This window comes from Streptomyces sp. NBC_00400, from assembly GCF_036048035.1.
In the GTDB taxonomy this organism is placed as follows: domain Bacteria; phylum Actinomycetota; class Actinomycetes; order Streptomycetales; family Streptomycetaceae; genus Streptomyces.
Window position 1 is genome coordinate 5,609,120 of record NZ_CP107940.1, and the last position, 21,885, is coordinate 5,631,004.

Below are 21,885 nucleotides of genomic sequence, written 5' to 3' on the forward strand. Positions count from 1 at the left end.
GGGGCGCCGGGGCGTCCGATACGTTGACTTCGTGAGCAACAAGGTCAAGAAGAATGTCCTGCGCGCCGGAACCATCACCGCCGGCACCGCGCTGATGCTGCTGATGTCGTCCCCCGCGTTTGCGCTCACCCGCGACGACGGTGACGACCCGGGTCCGGGCCTGAGCGTGATCGCCACGCTCGGCCTCTATGTCGCTGCACCCATCGTGCTCTTCCTGATCATCGCCGGGCTGGTCGTCGCCGGCGACAAGTCCCGCAAGCAGGCCCAGCCCAAGGGCTGACGCCGGGCACCAGTGACGCCTTGAGGGCGCCCCGCGGTCACAGGACCGCGGGGCGCCCTTCGTCATGCCCGGACCATGCCCGGACCAGGTCCGGACAGGGGCCGGAACCGGGCGCCCAGCGGTGACAGAACCGCGGGGCGCCCTTTGTCGTACCCGGCTATTTCCGCAGGTGGAAAAGGGGTTGCGGGGCGGCTATCGCGCGCTTTTCGGCCGGTTTGAACGGGGGGAGGTGTTTAACCGGCCCTAACCTACGATGACGTAACCTACGGGTCCGTAGGTCAAACCTACGGACCCGTAGGTCATCGTCCCCAGGAGTTCCCCCGTGACCATCGCCCCCGCCCGCCATAACGGAGAGCTCGGCCAGGCCGCCTGGAGCGACGCCCAGTTGCTCTACGCGCTCGAAGAGGTCGTCGAGAAGGAACTCAACCGCCATCTGAAGATCGCCAAGGACTGGATGCCCCACGAGTACGTACCGTGGAGCGACGGGCGCAACTTCCCCGGGCCGCTGGACGGTGACGCCTGGGAGCCCGAGCAGTCCAAGGTCAGCGACATCGGCCGGATCGCCCTCGTGGTCAACCTCCTCACCGAGGACAACCTCCCCAGCTACCACCACGAGATCGCCACCCTCTTCGGCCGCGACGGCGCCTGGGGCACCTGGGTGCACCGCTGGACCGCCGAAGAGGGCCGGCACGGCATCGTGATGCGGGACTACCTGCTCACCAGCCGGGCGGTCGACCCGGACGAGCTGGAGCGGTTCCGCATGGCCCACATGTCGGAGGGCTTCGAGTCCGACAACGCGCACAGCATGCTGCACTCGGTGGCGTACGTCGCCTTCCAGGAGCTGGCCACCCGGATCTCGCACCGCAACACCGGCCACCACTCCGGCGACCCGGTCTGCGACCGGATGCTGGCCCGGATCGCCACCGACGAGAACCTGCACATGGTCTTCTACCGCAACCTCCTCGGCGCGGCCTTCGAGATGGCCCCCGACCAGACCATGTGCGCGGTGCGCGATGTCGTCACCGGCTTCCGGATGCCCGGCCACGGCATGCCCGGCTTCGAGCGGTCGGCCGCCCGGATGGCCATCGGCGGGATCTACAACATGCGGATCCACCACGACGACGTGCTGCAGCCGGTGCTGCGCTACCTGAAGGTGCTGGAGATCGGCGGGCTGGGCCCGGCCGGGCTGGCCGCGCAGGAGGAGCTGGGCCTGTTCATGGACGGCCTGGACGGCCAGGCGCGGAAGTTCGAAGAGCGCCAGGCCGCCATCCTCGCCCGCCGTGAGGCCAACCGCCGCGGCTGACCCGGGCGGCCCGGCACGCCCACGGCCACCGGCCCGCACGCCACCACCGACCGCCCCGGTCACCGTCCGCTCACGGTGACCGGGGCGGTCGGTGCGTACGCTGCCCGCATGGCCGACTGGGACCTCAAGAAGCTGCGTATCCTGCGCACCCTCCACGAGCTGGGCACGGTCACCGCGACCGCCGAGGCGCTGCACATGACGCCCTCGGCGGTCTCCCAGCAGCTGACCGGGCTGGCCAGGGCGCTCGGGGTCACGCTGCTGGAGGCGCACGGCCGGCGGGTCCGGCTGACCGACGCCGCGCAGCTGGTGCTGCGGCACGCCGAGGCGGTCTTCGCCCAGCTGGAGCGCGCGGACGCGGACCTGCTCGGCTACCTCCAGGGGGAGGCGGGCCAGGTGCGGGTCGGCGCGTTCTCCACCGCCATCCCCGCCCTGGTGGTCCCGGCCGTCCAGGAGCTGCGCCGCAGCCACCCGGGCCTGTCGGTGGTCGTACGCGAGGCGGAGGCGGAGGCCGCCTACGAGCTGCTGGCCGAGGGCAGCGTCGATCTGGCGCTGTCCCTGGCCGCGCACGCCCCCACCCCGCGCGACCACAGGTTCAGCCGGGTCTCGCTGCTCGCCGACCCGCTGGACGTGGCGCTGCCGGCCGGCCATCCGCTGGCCGGTGAACCGGGGCTGCGGCTGGCCGACCTGGCGGACGAGCCCTGGATCTTCGGCAGCAGCGGGCCCTGGTCGCAGATCACCACGACCGCCTGCGAGAGCGCCGGCTTCGTGCCCGAGCAGGCGCACGCCGCCGCCGACTGGAACGCGATCTGGGCGATGGTGGCGGCGGGGATGGGGGTGGCGCTGGTGCCCCGGATGGCCATGGCGGGCGGCCTGGGCGCCGCCGGGCGCGGGGCGGAGGATCCCGGCATGCGGGGCGGACGCGGTGGCGGGGGAGTGGCGGTGCGGGTCCTGCACGCCGACCAGCCGCGCCGCCATGTGATCGCCGCCGCCCGCCGCGGCTCCGAGGGGGCGCCGGGCCTCGCCCGGGTGCTGGCCGCGCTCCGGCAGGCGGCCGCCGGCCAGACGCCGGAGGACCCGACCATTCAGTTCAGCTGAACGTATTCCTCAAAAACTTTCGATGGACCTGAGCGGTGGCGCGCTGCGACCGTGGAGTGGTCCGCACCTCTCACCCCGTCGAAAGGCAGCGATGACCGCCCACCCGGCCGCCGACCCCACTGATCCGCACGCCAACGACGCGAACCCGTACGGTGGCGGAGACCCCTACGCCGACTACCGCGGCGGGGACTTCCCCTTCACCTCCCTCGTCGACCTCGCCGACCGCCGCCTCGGCGCCGGGGTGATCGCCGCGAACGACGAGTTCTTCGCCGAGCGCGAGAACCTGCTGAAGCCCACCCCGGCGGTCTTCGACCCCGAGCACTTCGGCCACAAGGGCAAGATCATGGACGGCTGGGAGACCCGCCGCCGCCGCGGCACCGACGGCGACCACCCCTTCCCGGCCGACGACGCGCACGACTGGGCGCTGATCCGCCTCGCCGCCCCCGGTGTGATCCGCGGCATCGTCGTCGACACCGCCCACTTCCGCGGCAACTACCCGCAGCAGGTCAGCGTCGAGGCCACCGCGCTCCCCGGCAGCCCCGGCCCCGGGGAACTGCTCGCCGGCGGGGTGAAGTGGGAGGAGCTGGTCCCGCGCACCCCCGTCCGCGGCCACGCCGCCAACGGCTTCGAGGTCACCGTGGAGCGCCGCTTCACCCACCTCCGCCTCAAGCAGCACCCCGACGGCGGGATAGCGCGCCTGCGGGTCCACGGCGAGGTCGTGCCGGACCCGGAATGGCTCGATGTGCTCGGCACCCTCGACCTGGCCTCGGTGCTGCACGGCGGCACCGTCGAGGACGCGTCCGACCGCTTCTACTCCTCGCCCGCCCAGATCATCCGGCCCGATCTGTCCCGCAAGATGGACGACGGCTGGGAGAACCGCCGCCGCCGGGTCAAGGGCACGAACGACTGGGTCCGCTTCCGGCTCGCCGCACAGGGCGAGATCCGTGCGGTGGAGATCGACACCGCCTACCTCAAGGGCAACTCGGCCGGCTGGGCCGCCCTGTCCGGGTGCGACGGCGACCCGGCCGACGAGGCCTCCTGGTTCGAGATCCTGCCGAAGACCAGGCTCCAGCCCGACACCCCGCACCGCTTCCGGCTGCCGCGGGCCGTGACGGCCACCCACGTACGGCTGGACGTCTTCCCCGACGGCGGTCTGGCACGGCTGCGCCTGCACGGCGGCCTCACCGAGGGCGGCCGCGCCGCCCTCGGCAGCCGCTTCGACGCCCTGGGCGGCTGAGCCGCACCCCGCGTACACCCGGGCCCCGCGGGAGGGGGCGGGGCCCGGCGGGCGCTGTACCCGCCGTGGCGGCGAGGAGAATCCCGCCGCCACGGCGAGCAGCCCCCAGGACGAGGGTCCGGCGGAATCCGCGACGGGCGGACCCCACCGCGTGGGACCGTCAGGCCGCCGCCGCGTCCGCCGCCTGCGCCTTCAGCGCCCGCTCGATCCCCGCCCGCGACTCGGTCATCAGCCGGCGCAGCGCCGCGCTCGGCTCGGCCGACGCCAGCCAGGCGTCCGTGGCGTCCAGCGTCTCCTGCGAGACGTGCAGCGCCGGGTAGAGGCCCACCGCGATCTGCTGCGCCATCTCATGGCTGCGGGAGTTCCAGATGTCCTTCACCGCGGCGAAGTACTTCTCGGTGTAGGACGCCAGCAGCTCCCGCTGGTCGGTCTGGACGAAGCCGCCGATGACGGACTCCTGCGTGGAGTTGGGCAGCCGGTCCGACTCCACCACCGAGGCCCAGGCCTCGGCCTTCGCCTCCGCCGTGGGACGCGCCGCGCGGGCCGAAGCGGCATACCGCTCGCCCGCCGAGGTCTTGTCCCGGTCCAGCTCCGCCGCGATGGCCTTCTCGTCCGCCCGGCCGGTGGCGGCCAGCCGGTGCAGCAGCGACCAGCGCAGTTCGGTGTCCACGGTGAGCCCGGCGACCTCCTGCGTGCCGTCCAGCAGGCCCTGCAGCAGGTCCAGTTGCTCGTCCGTACGGGCCGAGGCGGCGAACGCACGGGCCCAGGCCAGCTGGTGGTCGCTGCCCGGCTCGGCCGCCCGCAGCTGCTCCAGGGCCGCCGCCGTCCAGGTCGCGAGCCCCGTCTCGCGCCACTCCGGAGCCGCGTACAGGTCCAGCGCCAGCTTCACCTGGCGGTGCAGCGACTGGACGACGCCGATGTCCGACTCCTTGCCGATGCCGGACAGCACCAGCGAGAGGTAGTCGCGGGTGGCCAGTTCGCCGTCCCGCGTCATGTCCCAGGCCGACGCCCACGACAGGGCGCGCGGCAGCGACTCGGTGAAGTCGCCGAGGTGCTCGGTGACGGTCTTCAGCGACTCCTCGTCCATCCGGACCTTGGCGTACGACAGATCGTCCTCGTTGAGGAGGATGACGGCCGGCCGGGCGGTGCCCACCAGCTGGGGCACGGGGGTCAGTTCGCCGTCCACGTCCAGCTCGATCCGCTCGGTGCGGACCAGCTTGCCGCCCTGGAGCTCATAGGCGCCGATCGCGATCCGGTGCGGCCGCAGGACGCCACGCGGCGGAGCCGCATCATCGGACACAGTGCCCTTGGCGCCGGCCGGCAGCGCCGGGGCCTCCTGCCGGACCGCGAAGGAGGTGATGACGCCCGCGGCGTCCACCTCGATCTCCGGCCGCAGGATGTTGATCCCCGCGGTCTCCAGCCACTTCTTCGACCAGGTCTTCAGATCCCGCCCGCTGGTCTCCTCCAGCGCGCCGAGCAGGTCCGACAGCCGGGTGTTCCCGTACGCATGGGCCTTGAAGTAGGCCTGGACGCCCTGGAAGAACTCGTCCATGCCGACATAGGCGACCAGCTGCTTGAGGACGCTGGCGCCCTTGGCGTAGGTGATGCCGTCGAAGTTGACCAGGACGTCGTCGAGGTCGTTGATCTCGGCCATGATCGGGTGGGTGGACGGCAGCTGGTCCTGCCGGTAGGCCCAGGTCTTCATGGAGTTGGCGAACGTCGTCCACGAGTGAGGCCACTTCGAGCCCGGGGCGTAGGCCTGGCAGGCGATCGAGGTGTAGGTGGCGAACGACTCGTTCAGCCACAGGTCGTTCCACCACTCCATGGTGACCAGGTCGCCGAACCACATGTGCGCCAGTTCGTGCAGGATCGTCTCCGCGCGCACCTCGTACGCCGCGTCCGTCACCTTCGACCGGAAGACGTACTGGTCGCGGATGGTCACCGCGCCCGCGTTCTCCATCGCGCCGGCGTTGAACTCCGGCACGAAGAGCTGGTCGTACTTCGCGAACGGGTAGGCGTAGTCGAACTTCTCCTGGAACCACTCGAAACCCTGCCGGGTGACCGCGAAGATCTCCTCCGCGTCCAGGTGCTCGGCCAGCGACGGCCGGCAGTAGATGCCCAGCGGCACCGTCCGCCCGTCCTTCTCGTACGAGCTGTGCACGCTGTGGTAAGGACCGACGATCAGCGCCGTGATGTAGGTCGAGATCCGCGGCGTCGGCTCGAAGCGCCAGATGGTGCCGCTCGGCTCGGGCGTCGGCGAATTGGAGATCACCGTCCAGCCCTCCGGGGCCTTCACGGTGAATTGGAAGGTCGCCTTCAGGTCCGGCTGCTCGAAGGAGGCGAACACCCGCCGCGCGTCCGGCACCTCGAACTGCGTGTAGAGGTAGGCCTGTTGGTCCACCGGGTCGACAAAGCGGTGCAGTCCCTCACCGGTGTTGGTGTAGGCGCAGTCCGCCACCACCTTCAGCTCGTTGCGGCCGGCCCGCAGTCCCGGCAGGGCGATCCGCGAGTCCTTGAACACCGCGTCCGGGTCCAGCGCCTCGCCGTTGAGCACGACCTCGTGCACGGCCGGGGCCACCAGGTCGATGAAGGAGTCGGCGCCCGCCTCGGCCACATCGAAGTGCACCGTCGTCTCCGACCGGTACGTGCCACCCCCGTTCCCGTCGTCGCCCGGGGTACCCCCCTCCTGCGCGCCGGAGAGGTCGAGATCGATCTCATACGCGTCCACGGTCAGCAGGCGCGCCCGCTGCTGCGCCTCGTCGCGGGTCAGATTCGTGCCAGGCACCAGGTCATCTCCTCGTAAGCGGCCTCGTAAGCGGCGTTTCCGTCATCCTTCCACGGCAAGGGCCCCTTGATCGTGGGCAGCTCGGGATCGGTCGCTGCCGGGTCCGCGCCCGCCGCACCGCGGCCGGAACCGAAGCCGGAACCGCGGGCGGAACCGCGGGCGGAACCGCGGGCGGAACCGCGGCGTCCGATTCCCGCCGGCACGGCGCGCCCGCGACGCCGACGCTTGAAGCATGACAAACCGCACCGCGCACCGGACCGACCCGCACACCACCGACTGCACCGCTCTCGCCATCCCGGAGACCGCGCTCAGGGAGCTCCGGGTCACCGACGACGCCGGGCGGCCCGCCGAGCCGTTCTGGTGCACGTACGGGCCGTGGAGTACGGCTGCTTCCACTTCGAGGTCCGGCCGGTCCGCTGAGCACCTGTGGTCCTGGAAGCCGGAACGGCGGGTGCCCGTACGGAGACTCCGTACGGGCACCCGCCGTGTTGCGAGCAGCAGACGTCAGCCGCGCAGCTCCGCGGCGACCAGCTCCGCGATCTGGACGGCGTTCAGCGCCGCGCCCTTGCGGAGGTTGTCGTTGGAGACGAACAGCGCCAGGCCGTTCTCGGCGGTCTCGTCCGTACGGATCCGGCCCACGAAGGACGCGTCCTGGCCGGCGGCCTGGAGCGGGGTGGGGACGTCCGAGAGGGTGACGCCGGGGGCGCCGGCCAGCAGCTCCTGGGCGCGCGCCGGGCTGATCGGACGCGCGAAACGGGCGTTGACCTGCAGCGAATGGCCGGTGAAGACCGGGACGCGGACGCAGGTGCCGGACACCTTCAGGTCCGGGATCTCCAGGATCTTGCGGCTCTCGTTGCGGAGCTTCTGCTCCTCGTCGGTCTCGTTCAGACCGTCGTCGACGATCGCGCCGGCCATCGGCAGCACATTGAAGGCGATCGGGCGGACGTACGTGTCCGGCTCGGGGAACTCCACGGACGCGCCGTCGTGCGTCAGCTTGGTGGCGTCCTGCTCGACGGCCTTGCGGACCTGGCCGTCCAGCTCCTCCACACCGGCCAGACCGCTGCCGGAGACCGCCTGGTAGGTGGCGACGACCAGGGAGACCAGACCGGCCTCCTCGTGCAGCGGGCGCAGCACCGGCATCGCGGCCATGGTGGTGCAGTTCGGGTTGGCGATGATGCCCTTGGGCCGGTCGGTGATCGCCGACGGGTTGACCTCGGAGACGACCAGCGGGACCTCGGGGTCACGGCGCCAGGCCGAGGAGTTGTCGATCACGACCGGGCCGGCGTCGGCGACCTTCTCGGCCAGCGCCTTGGACGTGGCACCGCCCGCCGAGAAGATCACGATGTCCAGCGCCGAGTAGTCGGCGGTGGCCGCGTCCTCGACGGTGATCTCGGTGTCCTGCCAGGGCAGCGTCCGTCCGGCGGACCGGGCCGAAGCGAACAGCCGCAGCTGCTCGACCGGGAAGTTCCGCTCGGCGAGGATGCCTCGCACCACGCCGCCGACCTGTCCGGTGGCTCCGACGATTCCGATCCTCATGGGACTCCTTCTTTCTGGCCTGACATGGGTGTCTGCTCGGAACACCTGCTCAGTAGTGCCTCCATCATGTGTGTGATACCCGTCGCGTTGTCCAATCCGTTCCGTTCCGTGGCGGGTCGGGCGGCCGTACCGGCGCGTAGTGCACCGGTGTGCTCACGGTGCGTACGGGGCGGTCCCCTGGTGGGTCGCCGGCGCGGTCCCTGGTGGGGTCCCCGGCGCGGTCCCTGGTGGGGTCCCCGGGGCGAGCGGTCCGGGAGGGAGCCGGGAGGGGCCGGGCGTGGTCCGTGGCGGGTCCGGTTACCCCGGGGAGTGAACAACCGGTGACCGCCGGCCGCACCGCCGGGCAGGGCTCCATGGCCGGAAGGTGACCGGCAGATCCCTGTGCGGTGATGGGTTCTCCGCGTTGCCACGGCGTTCACGCGCAGGTCATCCCCGATGCCAACCATCCCAGGTGACAGGGCAGTTGTGCTGCCCGGCCGCCTTCGCGTTCGCACCCGGGGAGCCTTGCGTATGTCCCGTACACGGTCCGCCGCCACCTTCGACCGCCGCACGTTCCTCACCGCCACCGGAGCGGTCGGCGCCGCCACCGGGCTCGGACTCGCCTTCGGCGTCGGCCCGGGCCGGCAGGCCGAGGCCGCCACCGTCGCCTCCGGCCCGGCCCCGGCCGCGCCGGTCCCGGTCGATGCCCCCGCCGTCCCCCGTACGCCGTACACCCGGGGCACCACCCTCGCCGGGGTCTCCGCCCCGCGCGGCAGCGGAGGCTACCGCCGGCTCGGCGACGGCCCCGCCTGGGACCGGGTCGTCCGCGCCGACCTCGCCACGGCGCACGGCGGGCGCGACAAGCGGCGTACCGCGCTGGCGTCGTTCGTGCAGTTCACCGATCTGCATCTGGTCGATGTGCAGAGCCCGCTGCGCTACGAGTACCTGCGCGCCGAGACCGCCAGCGCCTGGCGGCCCCAGGAGGCGCTGTCGGTCGCCGGGGCCGTCTCGCTGGTCGAGCGGGTCAACGCGCTGCCCGGCGGGCCCGCCACCGGCGCCCCGCTGTCCTTCGTGATGACCACCGGCGACAACACCGACAACAACTCCAAGCTGGAGCTGGAGTGGTTCCTGACCGCGATGAGCGGCGGCAGGATCACCCCGAATTCCGGCGACCCGCGCCGCTACGAGGGCGTCCAGGACAGCGGGCTGCCGCTGTACTGGCAGCCGGACCGCGCCCTGCGCGACGCCGACAAGAAGCGGGGCTTCCCGCAGCTGGACGGGTTCCTGGCGGCCGCGATCCGCACCGTCCACAGCCCGGGTCTGCACCTGCCCTGGTACTCGACGGTCGGTAACCACGACTCGCTGCCCGGCGGGTGCTACGCCCCCGGCGACCCCTTCTGGACCGAGATCGCCACCGGCGGCCGCAAGCTGGAGACGCTGCCCGCCGCCGAGGCCGCGAAGGTCTGGAAGGCGGTCAAGGACGGCCTCGACCCCGAGGGGGCGGACTTCAAGCGGCTGCTGACGGCGCACGCCAAGCAGGCCAGGAGGGTCACCCCCGACGAGCGGCGCGCCCCCTTCACCCGGGCCGAGTATCTGCGCGCCCACCTCGACCCGGCGCACACCGGCCCCGGTCCGCACGGCCACGGCTACACCTCCGCGCATCTCGACGGGAACCGTCTCTACTACACCTTCCGGGTCTCCGACGACGTCCTCGGGATCAGCCTGGACACCACCGACCCCGGCGGCCACTACACCGGCTCGGTCGGTGACGCCCAGCTGCGCTGGCTGGAGCGGACGCTGAAGGAGAACGAGAAGGGGGAGAAGGCCCATGTGCTGGTCTTCAGCCACCACACCAGCAAGACGATGAACAACACCCGGCCCGACCCGGCCCGCCCGCACGAGAAGCGGCACAACGGTGCCGAGCTGGTGGAGCTGCTGGCCGCCCACCCCCGTGTCGTCGGCTGGATCAACGGCCACAGCCACAAGAACGACATCATCGCGCACGGCAGCTTCTGGGAGATCTCCACCGCCTCGCACATCGACTTCCCGCAGCTGGCCCGGGTCATCGAGCTGGTGGACAACCACGACGGCACCCTGTCGCTGTTCACCACCCTGATCGAGTCGGCCGCCCCGCACCGCACGGACTTCGACGACCTCTCGCAGACCGGGCTGGCGGCCCTCTACCGCGAGCTGTCCTTCAACGCCCCCGAGGCCCGCAGCGACCTGGCGGGCACGGCCCGGGACCGCAACGTCGAGCTGCTGCTCAAGCGGAGCTGACGGCGCCGGCGCGCCCCCTGAAAGGGACACCCCTGAAGGGGACACCCCCTGAGGGGGCACCCCCTAACGCGGCAGCACCACCACATACGCGCTCGGCTCCCGGTCGCCCGCCGCCATCAGCGCCGTACGGATCACCGCGGCCTGCTGCTCGGGGGCCGTGCGCAGGGTGCGCGGCAGGCAGCGGACGACGGTGATGCCCAGCCGCTCCAGATGCTCGCGCTTGTGGAAGAACGGCGACTGCAGCGGGTCCTCCTCGGGGCGCGGCGCCCGGGTGTCGATCTCCAGGGCCACCGCGTGCTCCGGCCAGAAGGCGTCCACGCCGCCCAGCTGCGGCCCGCCCGGCAGCCGCAGTTCGACATTCCACAGCGGGTCGGGCAGACCGTGGGCGCGCACCATCGCATAGAGCCGCTGCTCGGCCAGCGCCCGGCCCTCGGCCAGCAGGGTGTCCACCGCGTCCACCACGTGCGGCCGGGTCAGCAGCCGGGCCCGGCTCAGCTCCCGCACCACCGAGGTCGCCTCGCAGTGGCCGCCGCGCACCGCCTCGGTCAGCAGTCGGCGCACCGTCGTGGCGTCGGTGAGCGAGCCGACCGCGTCCGCGACCGCGCGCGGCACCGGCGCGGCCGGCACCCCGGTGATCTCCTGCGCGACGGGCAGCTCCACCGTCCGTACGATCCGGGCGAAACCGGTCGAGCGCAGCCGCCGGGTGCGGGCCACCAGTACCTCGATGCGGTCCAGGGCGAGCAGCGGGGGCGCCTCGGTGAAGCCGTGCAGGGCGAGCGCCGCCAGGCCCGTGATCATGGCTTCGGGGGCGTCCTGGGACTCGGCGCCCTGCCGGGGCACCGCCGGCCCCCGGTGGCTGGCGTACAGCAGGGCCGCATGCAGCCGTTCCTCGCTGGTGGGCGGCCCCGCATGCAGCAGATAGACGCCGGGGAGCAGTTGTTGCCAGGGGCCGCCGGCGCGGCAGCGTTCGGTGGTCTCCGCGGCCGGGACGCCGTGCTCACGCAGCTGACGGGTGGTCATCACCCGGCACTGCGCCTCGGAGAGGTGGCGGAGGGGGAGGGGGGAGAGCGGGGTGTCGTGGTTCATGTCACCTCGATTCCCGCGCCCGCTCCGCCCCCTAACCGCTGTTACACGCCCGTACCACAAACCGGACAACCCTGTACTAAAGTACGGGCGTTCGACTGCCGAAAGGGGCTGGTCGCCCCGGGGGTTACGGCCTCGGCCCGGCCGCCTCGTCACAAGCCTGTGCCCGCAGTGCCCGGGCCAGATCGTCCCGCTTCTCCAGGACCAGCCGGCGCAGCGCGGGCGCCGCCTGCGGATGCCCGTCCAGCCAGCCGTCCGCGGCGTCCAGGGTGTCCTGCTCCACCAGCCAGGCCGGGAACAGCGCGCGCACCACCGTCATCGCGATCTCGATGGAGCGCTCCCGCCACACCCGCTCGATCGCCGCGAAGTAGCGCGGCCGGTACGGGGCCAGCAGCTCCCGCTGCCCGAACTGCGCGAACCCGGCGTTCGTCGCCTCCACCAGGGCGTTGGAGAGCGCATCGGACTCCACGGCCTGGTCCCAGGCCCGGGCCTTGACCTCGGCCGAGGGACGGGCGGCCAGGCAGCGCACCTGGTGGCGCTCGCCGGAGGCGGTGTTGTCGCGGGCCAGTTCGGCGTCGATCACGCTCTCGTCCGCGACGCCGTGGGCGGCCAGCGGCTCCAGGATCGTCCAGCGCAGCTCCTGGTCCACGTCCAGGCCGTCGATCTTCGCGGTGCCGTCCAGCAGGCCCTGGAGCAGTTGGAGATCGGCGGGGGCGGCGGCGAGGGCGATGAAGTGCCGGGCCCAGGCGAGCTGATGGCCGCTGCCGGGCTCGGCCAGCCGCAGCTCGTGCAGCGCGGCCTCGGCAAGCTCCCGCGCGGCCTGCTCCCGGCGGTCCGGCGCGGAGTACAGCTCCAGCGCCGTCTGCGCCTGCCCGTGCAGCGACTGGAGCACGCCGATGCCGGTCTCCCGGCCGGCGAACCGCCGCACCAGATCGAGGTAGTCGCGGGCCGGCACCAGCCCGTCGCGGGTCAGGCCCCACAGCGCGGCCCAGCACACCGCCCGCGCCATCGGGTCGGCCAGATCGCCGAGCCGGGCCCGCAGGGTGGCCAGCGACCCCTCGTCGAAGCGGACCTTGGCGTACGTCAGGTCCTCGTCGTTGACCAGCACCAGTTCGGGGCGTTCGAGGCCGGCCAGCTCGGGGACGGCGGTCCGCGGCCCGTCCACGTCCACCTCGGCACGGGCGTAGCGCACCAGCGACGGGTCCGCGCCCTGGCGCCGGTAGAGGCCGACCGCGACCCGGTGCACCCGCAGCTGCGGGTGCGAGGGCGCCGCCTCCTGGAGGATGCTCAGCTCGGTGATCCGGCCCTGTGCGTCATAGGTGACCTGCGGGGTGAGGGAGTTGACGCCCGCGGTCTCCAGCCAGGCCCGCGACCAGGAGGCCAGGTCCCGGCCCGAGGTCTCCTCCAGCGCCGCCAGCAGGTCCGCGAGCCGGGTGTTGCCGTAGGCGTGCCGCTTGAAGTAGCGCCGCGCGCCCTCCAGGAAGGCGTCCTGCCCCACATACGCCACCAGCTGCTTGAGGACGGCCGCGCCCTTGGCGTAGGTGATGCCGTCGAAGTTGAGCTTGGCGTCCTCCAGGTCACGGATGTCGGCGGTGACCGGGTGGGTGGAGGGCAGCTGGTCGGCGTGGTAGGCCCAGGACTTGCGGCGGTTGGCGAAGGTGATCCAGCCGTCGGCGAAGCGCGTCGACCCCACCAGCGCGAAGGCGCCCATGAAGTCCGCGTAGGACTCCTTGAGCCACAGGTCGTCCCACCACTGCATGGTGACCAGATCGCCGAACCACATGTGCGCCATCTCGTGCAGGATGACGTTGGCCCGGTGCTCGTAGGACGCCTCGGTGACCTTCCCGCGGAAGATGAACTCCTCGCGGAAGGTGACACAGCCCGGGTTCTCCATGGCCCCGAGGTTGTACTCCGGGACGAAGGCGCTGTCGTACTTCCCGAAGGGGTACGGGAAGTCGAAGTGGTCGTGGAAGAAGTCCAGGCCCTGCTTGGTGACGAGGAAGATGTCGTCCGCGTCGAAGTGCTTCGCCAGGCCCTTGCGGCACAGCGCGCCCAGCGGCACCTCCAGCTCCGTGCCGTCCTCGAACGTACGCCGGTAGACATCGGAGACGTAGTGGTACGGGCCGGCGACCACGGCCGTGATGTACGTCGAGATCGGCTCGGTCGTCGCGAAGCGGTGCCGCCCGCCCTCGGCCTCGCCCTCCTGAACACCGTTGCTGAGCACTCGCCAGCCCTCGGGGGCGGTGACCTCGAAGGTGAACGGGGCCTTCAGATCGGGCTGTTCGAAATTGGCGAAAACCCGGCGGGCATCGGCCGGCTCGTACTGGGTGTAGAGGTAGACCTCGCCGTCCTCGGGGTCCACGAAGCGGTGCAGGCCCTGCCCGGTCCGGCTGTAGGCGCACCGGGCGTCGACGACCAGGGTGTTCTCGGCGGCCAGTGCGTCCAGCGTGATCCGGGTGCCGTCGAAGACCGCCGCGGGATCCAGCTCCCGGCCGTTGAGGGTGACGGAGGTGACCGACGGCGCCAGCAGGTCGGCGAAGGCCGGGGCGCCGGGCTCGGCACAGCGGAAGCGCAGCGTCGTCAGGGAGCGGAAGGTCTCCGCTTCCGGACCGGACGCGACCGCTGAGCGGACGTCCAGCGCCACGTGATAGGCGTCGACGCTCAGCAGCCGGCCCCGCTCCTGCGCCTCGTCCCGGGACAGATTCTCACCTGGCACGGCGTGACTCCCTCGTCCTCGTCTCGAATATCGAACAACGGGAATCATGGCACGCCCGCCGTCGGTTGAACCTTCCACGGAACAGCACCGTGAACCGACCCCGCACAGCTTTCATGAGGAGACCCCGTGACCGACGCCGCGAAGACCCCCGCCGACTTCTGGTTCGACCCGCTGTGCCCCTGGGCCTGGATGACCTCCCGCTGGATGCTGGAGGTGGAGAAGGTCCGCCCGGTCGAGGTGCGCTGGCATGTGATGAGCCTGGCGGTGCTCAACGAGAACAGGCTCGACGAGCTCCCCGCGGAGTACGCCGAGAACATGCGGCCCGGCGGCAAGGCCTGGGGCCCGGTCCGGGTGGTGGTCGCCGCCCAGCAGCTGCACGGCGACGAGGTCGTGGGCCCGCTCTACACCGCGCTCGGCACCCGCATCCACAACGAAGGCCTCGGGGTGACCCCCGAGAGCATCGCCGCCGCCCTGGACGACGCGGGCCTGCCCGCCGACCTGATCGCGTACGCCGACAAGGACACCTACGACGCTCAGCTGCGCGCCTCCCACAAGGAGGGCATCGACCTGGTCGGCCAGGAGGTCGGCACTCCCGTCATCGCCGTTCCCGGCCACGACGGTGAGCAGATTGCGTTCTTCGGGCCGGTCGTCACCCCTGCCCCCAAGGGCGAGGAGGCCGCCAAGCTGTGGGACGGGACGCTGATGGTCGCGTCCATCCCCGGCTTCTACGAGATCAAGCGGACCCGGACCCAGGGCCCGGTCTTCGACTGATACCCGGCCCGTGGCCGCACACGGGCGGGGCCCCACGAGTCACGTCCTCGTGGGGCCCCGCCGTTCTTCCGCCCGCCAGGTGAAGGGTGAGAAGACGATCACGAGGCGGGACGTCTCACGCCGTGTTACGGCGCCAGCAGCAGGCTGTGTGCGCGCTCCTTGGCGGTGGCGTACCGCTTGGCGACGTCCTGCCAGTTCACGACCTGCCACATGGCCTCGATGAAGTCCACCTTCTGGTTCTTGTACTGCAGGTAGAAGGCGTGCTCCCAGGCGTCGAAGACCAGGATCGGGACCGAGCCCTGCCCGACGTTGCCCTGGTGGTCGTAGATCTGCTCGACGATCAGCCGCCCGGAGACCGGCTCGTAGGCGAGCACGCCCCAGCCGGAGCCCTGGGTGGTGGCCGAGGCCTTGGTCAGCTGGGCCTTGAACTGCGCGAACGAGCCGAAGGACTCGGCGATCGCGTCGGCCAGCTCGCCCACGCCGTCCTTCTCCAGCGGCTCGCCGCCGCCGTCGCCGGTCATGTTGTGCCAGTAGATGCTGTGCAGGATGTGGCCGGAGAGGTGGAACGCGAGGTTCTTCTCCAGACCGTTGATGGCGCCCCACGCGTCCTTGTCGCGCGCCTCGGCCAGCTGCTCCAGGGTGTCGTTCGCACCCTTCACATAGGCCGCGTGGTGCTTGTCGTGGTGCAGCTCGATGATCTCGGGACTGATGACCGGGGCCAGCGCCGAGTAGTCGTACGGAAGTTCAGGAAGTGTGTAGGTGGCCATGCCGAGCCTCTCCAACTGCTTACGACTTCTTATTGCAATTGATGTGCAAGAGCACGCTACCAGCAGAAGTGATCACCGGCCGGTTACGGAGACCGGCCTGGTCCAAAAGACGCAGGCGGGGCGGGACCTCGGAAGGAGGTCCCGCCCCGCCTGCGGGGAGTGGGGGAGCGCTGGGGAGTGCTACTCCTCGGCCAGGCCGGCGCCCCTGCCCAGCGACCGCTGCCGGATGAGCCCGATCACGGCCAGCACCACCCCGAAGCCACCGGTGAACAGCAGCTGGATCCGCTGGTTCTCGTCGCGCACCATCAGCAGCAGCACGACGACGATGCCCGCCAGCGCCACCCAGGTCAGGACCGGGAAGGCCCACATCTTCACCACGAGCTTCTCGGGTGCCTCGCGCTCCAGCCGGCGCCGCATCCGCAGCTGGGCGGCGGCGATGAAGCCCCACACCACCAGGACGGCCGCGCCGACCATGTTCAGCAGCCACTGGAAGACCGTGGTGGGCCACAGGAAGCTGAAGAGGACCGCGAGGAAGCCGAAGGCGGAGCACAGCAGGACGGCGCGGCGCGGGACGCCGCCGCTCACCTTGCCGAGGAAGGCCGGGCCCTGGCCGCGGGAGATGAGGGAGTAGGCCATCCGCGAGGCGCCGTAGAGGTTGGCGTTCACCGCGGAGAGCAGCGCGACCAGGATGACGACGTTCATGATCTGGCCGGCCGCCGGGATCTTGAGGTAGTCCAGGACCGCCACGTACGGGCCGCTCTTGGCGATGGAGGGGGCGCTCCAGGGGATGACCGTGACGATGATGGCCATCGAGCCGACGTAGAAGAGGGCTATCCGCCACATCGCGGTGCGCACGGCGCGGGCCACACCGCGTACCGGGTCCTTGGACTCGGCGGCCGCGATGGTCACCGTCTCCAGCCCGCCGTAGGCGAACACCGAGGCCAGCAGACCGACCATCAGGCCGTCGACGCCCTTGGGGAGGAAGCCGCCGTCACCGGTGAGGTGTGAGGCGCCCGGGGCCTGGGTGCCGGGGAGCACACCGAAGATGGCCAGCAGGCCCAGGATCAGGAAGAGGGCGATCGCGCCGACCTTCAGGGCGGCGAACCAGAACTCGAACTCACCGAAATTGGAGACCGCGGTCAGGTTCGTTCCCGTGAAGAGCAGCATGAACAGCAGGACCCACACCCAGGGCTGGGTGCCCGGGAACCACTGGTGCATCACGTCCGCGGCGCCCAGCGCCTCGGCGGCCACCGCCACACACAGCAGCGCGGTGAACATCCAGCCCACCGTGAACCCGGCCCAGGAGCCTATGGAGCGCTCGGCGTGCACCGAGAAGGAGCCGGAGGCCGGATTCGCCGCGGCCATCTCGCCGAGCATCCGCATGATCAGCATGACCAGCGCGCCGGAGACGGCATAGGCGACCACGATCGACGGACCGGCCGCCGCGATGCCGGCACGGGAGCCGACGAACAGGCCCGCGCCGATCACCCCGCCGAGGGCGATCATCGAGAGGTGGCGCTGCTTGAGGCCGTTGGACAGCGTGGCGGAGCTGTCGGGGCCGGCGCCCTGGACCGCGTCGCCGTGCTCGCGCGCGGATGCGGCGGACGAGGGTGTCCGATTCATGTCGTACCTGTCCCAGTAGGTGAGAGCGGAGCAAGGCGATACTGCGTTCCCCCGGGCCGCGACCGGTGCGACGGTGCTGCCGGGCCCCCTGGACCCCGCCGGTGCGGGCGGATCGCGCAGGGCCTGCCGACGGCTGTACTCCGGGGTCCTCGGCAAAGCGGGCTCAGTTTGAGCGCCGGTGTCCGCTCAGGGCAACAGTCGTGCAGCGAATGTTCGGTATTCAGACGTGTTCGGCACCGTGTGTGTTCAACGTGTGGTCGATTGTCACGTGGGGTGACCTCCCCGCCTGGCGGGAATCAGCCGCGCCCGCGACGCTCCCGGAGCGCGCGTGCGCCCGCGACGAGCAGCACCAGGCCGGTCGCCCCGGCCGACCACAGAAGCTGCGGCCGGGCCGTGTCATCGGTCAGCATCAGGATCAGCACCCCGCCCATCGCCACCAGCGCCGCCCAGGTCAGATACGGGAAGCCCCACATCCGCAGGGTCAGCTTCCCGGGCGCCTCACGCGCGATCTGCGGACGCAGCCGCAGCTGGGAGACGGCGATCAGGCCCCAGACGAAGAGCAGCACCGCGCCGACCGCATTGAGCATGTAGAGGAAGACCGAATCCGGCCACTTCAGATTCAGCAGCACGGAGACGAACCCGAACGCCACCGAGGCGAGCACCGCGCGGCGCGGCACCCCTCCTCCACTCTCCACTTCTCCCCCACTCTCCACTCCGTTCGAGCGGGGGGACCCCCATGAGCGGCGGGACCCCCCTCCCGACACCTTCAGCAGCGCCCGCGGCGCCTCGCCCCGCTCGGCCAGCGAGAAGATCATCCGTGACGAGCCGTAGAGATTGGCGTTCAGCGCGGAGAGCAGCGCCACGAACACCACGATGTTCATGATCTGGCCGGCGCCCGGCACCCCGATGCTGTCCAGCACCGCGACGTAGGGGCTCTTGCCCGGCTGCATCGACGACCAGGGCAGCAGGGTCACGATGACCAGCATCGAGCCGACGTAGAAGAACAGGATGCGCCAGACCGCGCTGCGCACCGCCCGGCCCACCGCACGCGCCGGATCGTCCGACTCGGCCGCGGCGATGGTGACGACCTCCAGGCCGCCGAAGGCGAACACCACGGCCAGGACCCCGGAGACCACCCCGGACCAGCCGTGCGGCAGGAAGCCGCCGTGCCCGGTGAGGTTCGCCAGCCCGACGGGCTCGGTGTCCGGCAGCACCCCGAAGACCGCCAGCAGGCTCAGCGCGAGGAACAGCACGATCGCGGTGACCTTCAGCGTCGCGAACCAGAACTCGAACTCGCCGAAGTTCTTCACCGCGGCCAGGTTGGCGACGGTGAAGACGATCATGAAGAGCAGCACCCATCCCCACTGCGGCACCGCCGGCACCCAGCCGTTCGCGATCTGCGCCGCACCGGTGGCCTCCACGGCCAGCACCACGACCAGCAGGAACCAGTACAGCCAGCCGACGCTGAAGCCGGCCCAGCGCCCCAGTGCCCGCTCCGCATGCACCGAGAACGCACCGGACGCGGGCATCGCCGCCGACATCTCGCCGAGCATCCGCATGACCAGCATGGCCAGCGCGCCCGCGATCAGATACGACAGCACGATCCCGGGACCGGCCACCGCGATACCCGCGCCGGAGCCCACGAACAGCCCGGCGCCGATCACTCCGCCCAGGCCCAGCATCGTCAGATGGCGCTGCTTGAGGCCCCCGGCCAGCGGTTCTTTCCCGTCGGCGGCCGTCCCCGGGGAGGACTCGACGGCGTGGGTCGGTGCGTCGTGCATGGGCTCGTACTCTCGCAAGGGCCGGGGCGGCGGGGGCCGCCGGCGGGTGGGGGAACTCCACAGGTCACCGCGGGGCGCGCCCAGTGTCGCCGCATGTCGCGCGCTACCACAAAACCGGCGTCCGGAGGGGGCCCGGGCCGTGATGAGCATCACGTGACCTGCAATGACGCCTCACGGCCCGCCGGAGCCCGGCATTCTGGCGGTGGTTCGGAACTCCTGTTCGGAACTCTCCAAGCGGGCCGCTGCGGCTTTGTCGTCGCCACACGATGATCTCCGGCGGTCCGCTGGACTAACGTCAGCGCGTCCCGTCCTGTCCCTCTCACACCCGCGGAGCCCCGATGAGCACTGCCGCTCTCTCCCTCCCCCATGCTGCGCACGGGGGCACCCCCACCGGCGCTGTCCTGGCCGATCTGCTGCCGGCCGCCACCGCCTCCCGCGCCCGCGTCCGTGACGCCGCGCTGGTGCTCGGCGGCGCCGCGCTCACCGGTATCGCGGCCCAGATCGCCGTCCCGGTCCCCGGCTCCCCGGTCCCGGTGACCGGCCAGACCTTCGCCGCCCTCCTGGTCGGCGCCTCGCTGGGCGCGAGCCGCGGTGCGCTGTCGCTGGCGCTGTACGCCCTGGCGGGGCTGGCGGGCCTGCCGTGGTTCGCCGGCGGCACCTCGGGAGCGGGCGGGGCCACCCTCGGCTACATCGTGGGCATGCTGCTCGCCGCCACCGTCGTGGGCGCGCTGGCCCGCCGCGGCGGCGACCGCGGGGTGCTGCGCACCGCCGCCACCATGGCCGCCGGCACGGCCGTGATCTACGCCGTCGGCGTCCCCTACCTGGCGCTGAGCACCGGTATGTCCCTCGGCCAGGCCGTCGCCGCCGGCCTCGTCCCGTTCCTGATCGGCGACGCCCTCAAGGCCGCGCTGGCCATGGGCGCGCTGCCCACGGCCTGGAAGCTGGCCGGGCGCCGCGGCTGAGCGGGCCGCATACCGCACACGAAGAGGCCGGGCCCCGTACGCACCCCTGCGGTGCGTACGGGGCCCGGCCCCTTTGTGCGCTGCCTGCGCTACGCCCGGTCCGTCACCCCGGCGCCGACGCCCGGCGCGCCCGCCCCGTCCGCCACGGCCGTCCGCGGCCGCCGCCGGTCCAGGATCAGTCCGACCGCCAGCACCACCACGGCCGCGACCACCGACAGCACCATCTGCTGGCGCCCGTCCGGGTTGTAGAACATGTAGCCGATGACGAAGACGATCATCCCGATCGTCGCGTAGGTCAGCCCCGGGTACAGCCACATCCGCACCGTCAGCCGCTCCGGCGTCTCCCGCTCGATGACCCGGCGCATCCGCAGCTGCGAGAAGCAGATGACCAGCCACACGAACAGCGCCACCGCGCCCGACGAATTCAGCAGGAACTGGAAGATGGTGTCCTTCGAGGTGTAGCTGAAGATCGTCGCCACGAAGCCGAAGGCGACCGACGCCCAGATCGCGACCGCCGGCACCCCGCCCTTGTTGACGGTGGCGAACGACTTCGGCGCATCGCCGCGCTGACCGAGCGAGAACGCCATCCGGGAGGCGGTGTAGAGCCCGGAGTTCAGACAGGACAGCACCGCGGTCAGCACCACGACGTCCATCACGGTGCCCGCGTACGGGATGTCCAGCGACTCCAGTACGGCCACGTACGGGCTCTTCTCCACCGCCTTGTCGTTCCACGGCAGCAGTGTCACGATCACCGCGATCGAGCCGATGTAGAAGAGCGCGATCCGCCAGATGACGCTGTTGACGGCCTTGCGGACGGCCTGCACCGGGTTCGGCGACTCGCTCGCCGCCAGCGTCACGATCTCGCTGCCCATGAAGGAGAAGACCACCAGCAGCATGCCGGAGAGGATCGCGCCGGGACCGTGCGGCAGGAACCCGCCGTGCCCGGTCAGATTCTCCGTGCCGACCGGGGCACCGCCCGGCGGCAGCCCGCATATCGCCAGCGCGCCCACCACGATGAAGACGACGATCGCGACGACCTTGATCCCGGCGAACCAGAACTCGAACTCGCCGAACGATCCGACCGAGATCAGGTTGGTGCCGGTCAGCACGATCATCACCAGCAGCGCCCAGGCCCACTGCGGGACGGCCGGGACCCAGCCGGTGAGGATCGAGGCGGCCGCGGTCGCCTCGACGGCCAGCACGACCGACCAGAAGAACCAGTACAGCCAGCCGATCGTGAACCCGGCCCAGCGGCCCAGCGCCCGGTCCGCGTACGCGGAGAACGATCCCGAGGTGGGCGAGGCCGCGGCCATCTCACCCAGCATCCGCATGACCAGCACGACCAGCAGGCCGGTCAGCGCGTAGGAGAGCAGGATGCCCGGCCCGGCGGCCGCGATACCGGCGCCGGAGCCGACGAACAGGCCGGCGCCGATGACACCGCCGATGGCGATCATCGACAGATGGCGGTTCTTGAGCCCTGCCTGCAGTCCGTCCTGCGACTGCCCCCCGGTGGGTCCGCCGCCGGGAGTGCCGGGGCCGGGGACCGATGTGGAGGTGGGGGTGCCCCCTGCTCCTGGAGAGCTCGGGGAAGGGTGCGCGCCCATGTGACCGTCCTTCGTGCGTTCGCGGATGGATCCCTCGCATTAGATCTTCGTTAACCGTTGATTGGAAGGTCTGACGACGGATTGTT

At 71.4% G+C, this 21,885-nt stretch carries 15 protein-coding genes; 7 read left to right on the top strand and 8 right to left on the bottom strand.

Features of this window, described 5'->3' with window-relative positions; genetic code table 11:
* Window positions 1–31: 31 nt before the first annotated feature.
* The 4 genes from OHS81_RS24500 to alc all read left to right on the top strand — a co-directional run bounded on the left by OHS81_RS24500 (window position 32) and on the right by alc (window position 3,915).
* A complete protein-coding gene (locus OHS81_RS24500) occupies window positions 32–280 on the top strand; it encodes a hypothetical protein (protein WP_328386820.1) in 249 nt (82 codons plus the stop codon).
* Between the two features lie 322 nt (window positions 281–602).
* On the top strand, window positions 603–1,583 hold the full coding sequence (locus OHS81_RS24505) for an acyl-ACP desaturase (protein WP_328386821.1): 981 nt from the start codon (window positions 603–605) through the stop codon (window positions 1,581–1,583).
* Between the two features lie 108 nt (window positions 1,584–1,691).
* Complete coding sequence (locus OHS81_RS24510; RefSeq protein ID WP_328386822.1) at window positions 1,692–2,678, top strand: LysR family transcriptional regulator; 987 nt, start codon at window positions 1,692–1,694, stop codon at window positions 2,676–2,678.
* A 91-nt stretch (window positions 2,679–2,769) separates the two neighbouring features.
* Window positions 2,770–3,915 carry an allantoicase gene (gene alc, locus OHS81_RS24515; RefSeq protein WP_328386823.1) on the top strand — a complete coding sequence of 382 codons (1,146 nt, stop codon included), beginning with the start codon at window positions 2,770–2,772 and terminating at the stop codon, window positions 3,913–3,915.
* Window positions 3,916–4,075: 160 nt separating this feature from the next.
* Here the strand turns inward: alc and pepN (OHS81_RS24520) are convergent, their stop codons facing one another.
* Together pepN (OHS81_RS24520) and OHS81_RS24525 are read right to left on the bottom strand one after the other, a co-directional pair.
* Window positions 4,076–6,700 carry an aminopeptidase N gene (gene pepN, locus OHS81_RS24520; RefSeq protein WP_328386824.1) on the bottom strand — a complete coding sequence of 875 codons (2,625 nt, stop codon included), beginning with the start codon at window positions 6,698–6,700 and terminating at the stop codon, window positions 4,076–4,078.
* A 504-nt stretch (window positions 6,701–7,204) separates the two neighbouring features.
* Entirely contained in the window at window positions 7,205–8,236 is a 1,032-nt protein-coding gene (locus OHS81_RS24525; protein WP_328386825.1) for an aspartate-semialdehyde dehydrogenase, read from the bottom strand.
* Window positions 8,237–8,746: 510 nt separating this feature from the next.
* Here OHS81_RS24525 and OHS81_RS24530 point away from each other — a divergent pair.
* Window positions 8,747–10,492 carry a TIGR03767 family metallophosphoesterase gene (locus OHS81_RS24530; protein WP_328386826.1) on the top strand — a complete coding sequence of 582 codons (1,746 nt, stop codon included), beginning with the start codon at window positions 8,747–8,749 and terminating at the stop codon, window positions 10,490–10,492.
* Between the two features lie 63 nt (window positions 10,493–10,555).
* On the opposite strand, the gene OHS81_RS24535 is transcribed toward OHS81_RS24530, so the two are convergent.
* Together OHS81_RS24535 and pepN (OHS81_RS24540) are read right to left on the bottom strand one after the other, a co-directional pair.
* Entirely contained in the window at window positions 10,556–11,578 is a 1,023-nt protein-coding gene (locus OHS81_RS24535; protein ID WP_328386827.1) for a hypothetical protein, read from the bottom strand.
* A gap of 124 nt (window positions 11,579–11,702) precedes the next feature.
* Window positions 11,703–14,291, bottom strand: a complete 2,589-nt coding sequence (gene pepN, locus OHS81_RS24540) for an aminopeptidase N (RefSeq protein WP_328386828.1) — start codon at window positions 14,289–14,291, stop codon at window positions 11,703–11,705.
* Between the two features lie 126 nt (window positions 14,292–14,417).
* On the opposite strand from pepN (OHS81_RS24540), the gene OHS81_RS24545 reads away from it, so the two are divergent.
* Entirely contained in the window at window positions 14,418–15,062 is a 645-nt protein-coding gene (locus OHS81_RS24545) for a mycothiol-dependent nitroreductase Rv2466c family protein (protein WP_328386829.1), read from the top strand.
* Window positions 15,063–15,187: 125 nt separating this feature from the next.
* Here the strand turns inward: OHS81_RS24545 and OHS81_RS24550 are convergent, their stop codons facing one another.
* From OHS81_RS24550 to OHS81_RS24560, 3 genes are all read right to left on the bottom strand, one after another.
* The gene (locus OHS81_RS24550) at window positions 15,188–15,829 is read right to left on the bottom strand and encodes a superoxide dismutase (protein WP_328386830.1); all 642 of its coding nucleotides are present in this window, start codon (window positions 15,827–15,829) and stop codon (window positions 15,188–15,190) included.
* Between the two features lie 180 nt (window positions 15,830–16,009).
* Entirely contained in the window at window positions 16,010–17,452 is a 1,443-nt protein-coding gene (locus tag OHS81_RS24555) for an amino acid permease (RefSeq protein WP_328386831.1), read from the bottom strand.
* A gap of 296 nt (window positions 17,453–17,748) precedes the next feature.
* On the bottom strand, window positions 17,749–19,233 hold the full coding sequence (locus OHS81_RS24560) for an amino acid permease (RefSeq protein WP_328386832.1): 1,485 nt from the start codon (window positions 19,231–19,233) through the stop codon (window positions 17,749–17,751).
* Between the two features lie 338 nt (window positions 19,234–19,571).
* On the opposite strand from OHS81_RS24560, the gene OHS81_RS24565 reads away from it, so the two are divergent.
* Window positions 19,572–20,195: a biotin transporter BioY gene (locus tag OHS81_RS24565; protein WP_328386833.1), complete on the top strand. Its 624-nt coding sequence runs from the start codon at window positions 19,572–19,574 to the stop codon at window positions 20,193–20,195.
* Window positions 20,196–20,284: 89 nt separating this feature from the next.
* Here the strand turns inward: OHS81_RS24565 and OHS81_RS24570 are convergent, their stop codons facing one another.
* Window positions 20,285–21,799: an amino acid permease gene (locus tag OHS81_RS24570; protein WP_328386834.1), complete on the bottom strand. Its 1,515-nt coding sequence runs from the start codon at window positions 21,797–21,799 to the stop codon at window positions 20,285–20,287.
* Window positions 21,800–21,885: the final 86 nt, after the last annotated feature.

Bases quoted from the DNA above. Each gene is read 5' to 3' on its own strand.
- OHS81_RS24510 (WP_328386822.1), top strand. From the start codon at position 1,692: ATGGCCGACTGGGACCTCAAGAAGCTGCGTATCCTGCGCACCCTCCAC.
- alc (WP_328386823.1), top strand. From the start codon at position 2,770: ATGACCGCCCACCCGGCCGCCGACCCCACTGATCCGCACGCCAACGAC.
- OHS81_RS24525 (WP_328386825.1), bottom strand. From the start codon at position 8,236: ATGAGGATCGGAATCGTCGGAGCCACCGGACAGGTCGGCGGCGTGGTG.
- OHS81_RS24530 (WP_328386826.1), top strand. From the start codon at position 8,747: ATGTCCCGTACACGGTCCGCCGCCACCTTCGACCGCCGCACGTTCCTC.
- OHS81_RS24535 (WP_328386827.1), bottom strand. From the start codon at position 11,578: ATGAACCACGACACCCCGCTCTCCCCCCTCCCCCTCCGCCACCTCTCC.
- OHS81_RS24550 (WP_328386830.1), bottom strand. From the start codon at position 15,829: ATGGCCACCTACACACTTCCTGAACTTCCGTACGACTACTCGGCGCTG.
- OHS81_RS24555 (WP_328386831.1), bottom strand. From the start codon at position 17,452: ATGAATCGGACACCCTCGTCCGCCGCATCCGCGCGCGAGCACGGCGAC.
- OHS81_RS24560 (WP_328386832.1), bottom strand. From the start codon at position 19,233: ATGCACGACGCACCGACCCACGCCGTCGAGTCCTCCCCGGGGACGGCC.
- OHS81_RS24565 (WP_328386833.1), top strand. From the start codon at position 19,572: ATGAGCACTGCCGCTCTCTCCCTCCCCCATGCTGCGCACGGGGGCACC.
- OHS81_RS24570 (WP_328386834.1), bottom strand. From the start codon at position 21,799: ATGGGCGCGCACCCTTCCCCGAGCTCTCCAGGAGCAGGGGGCACCCCC.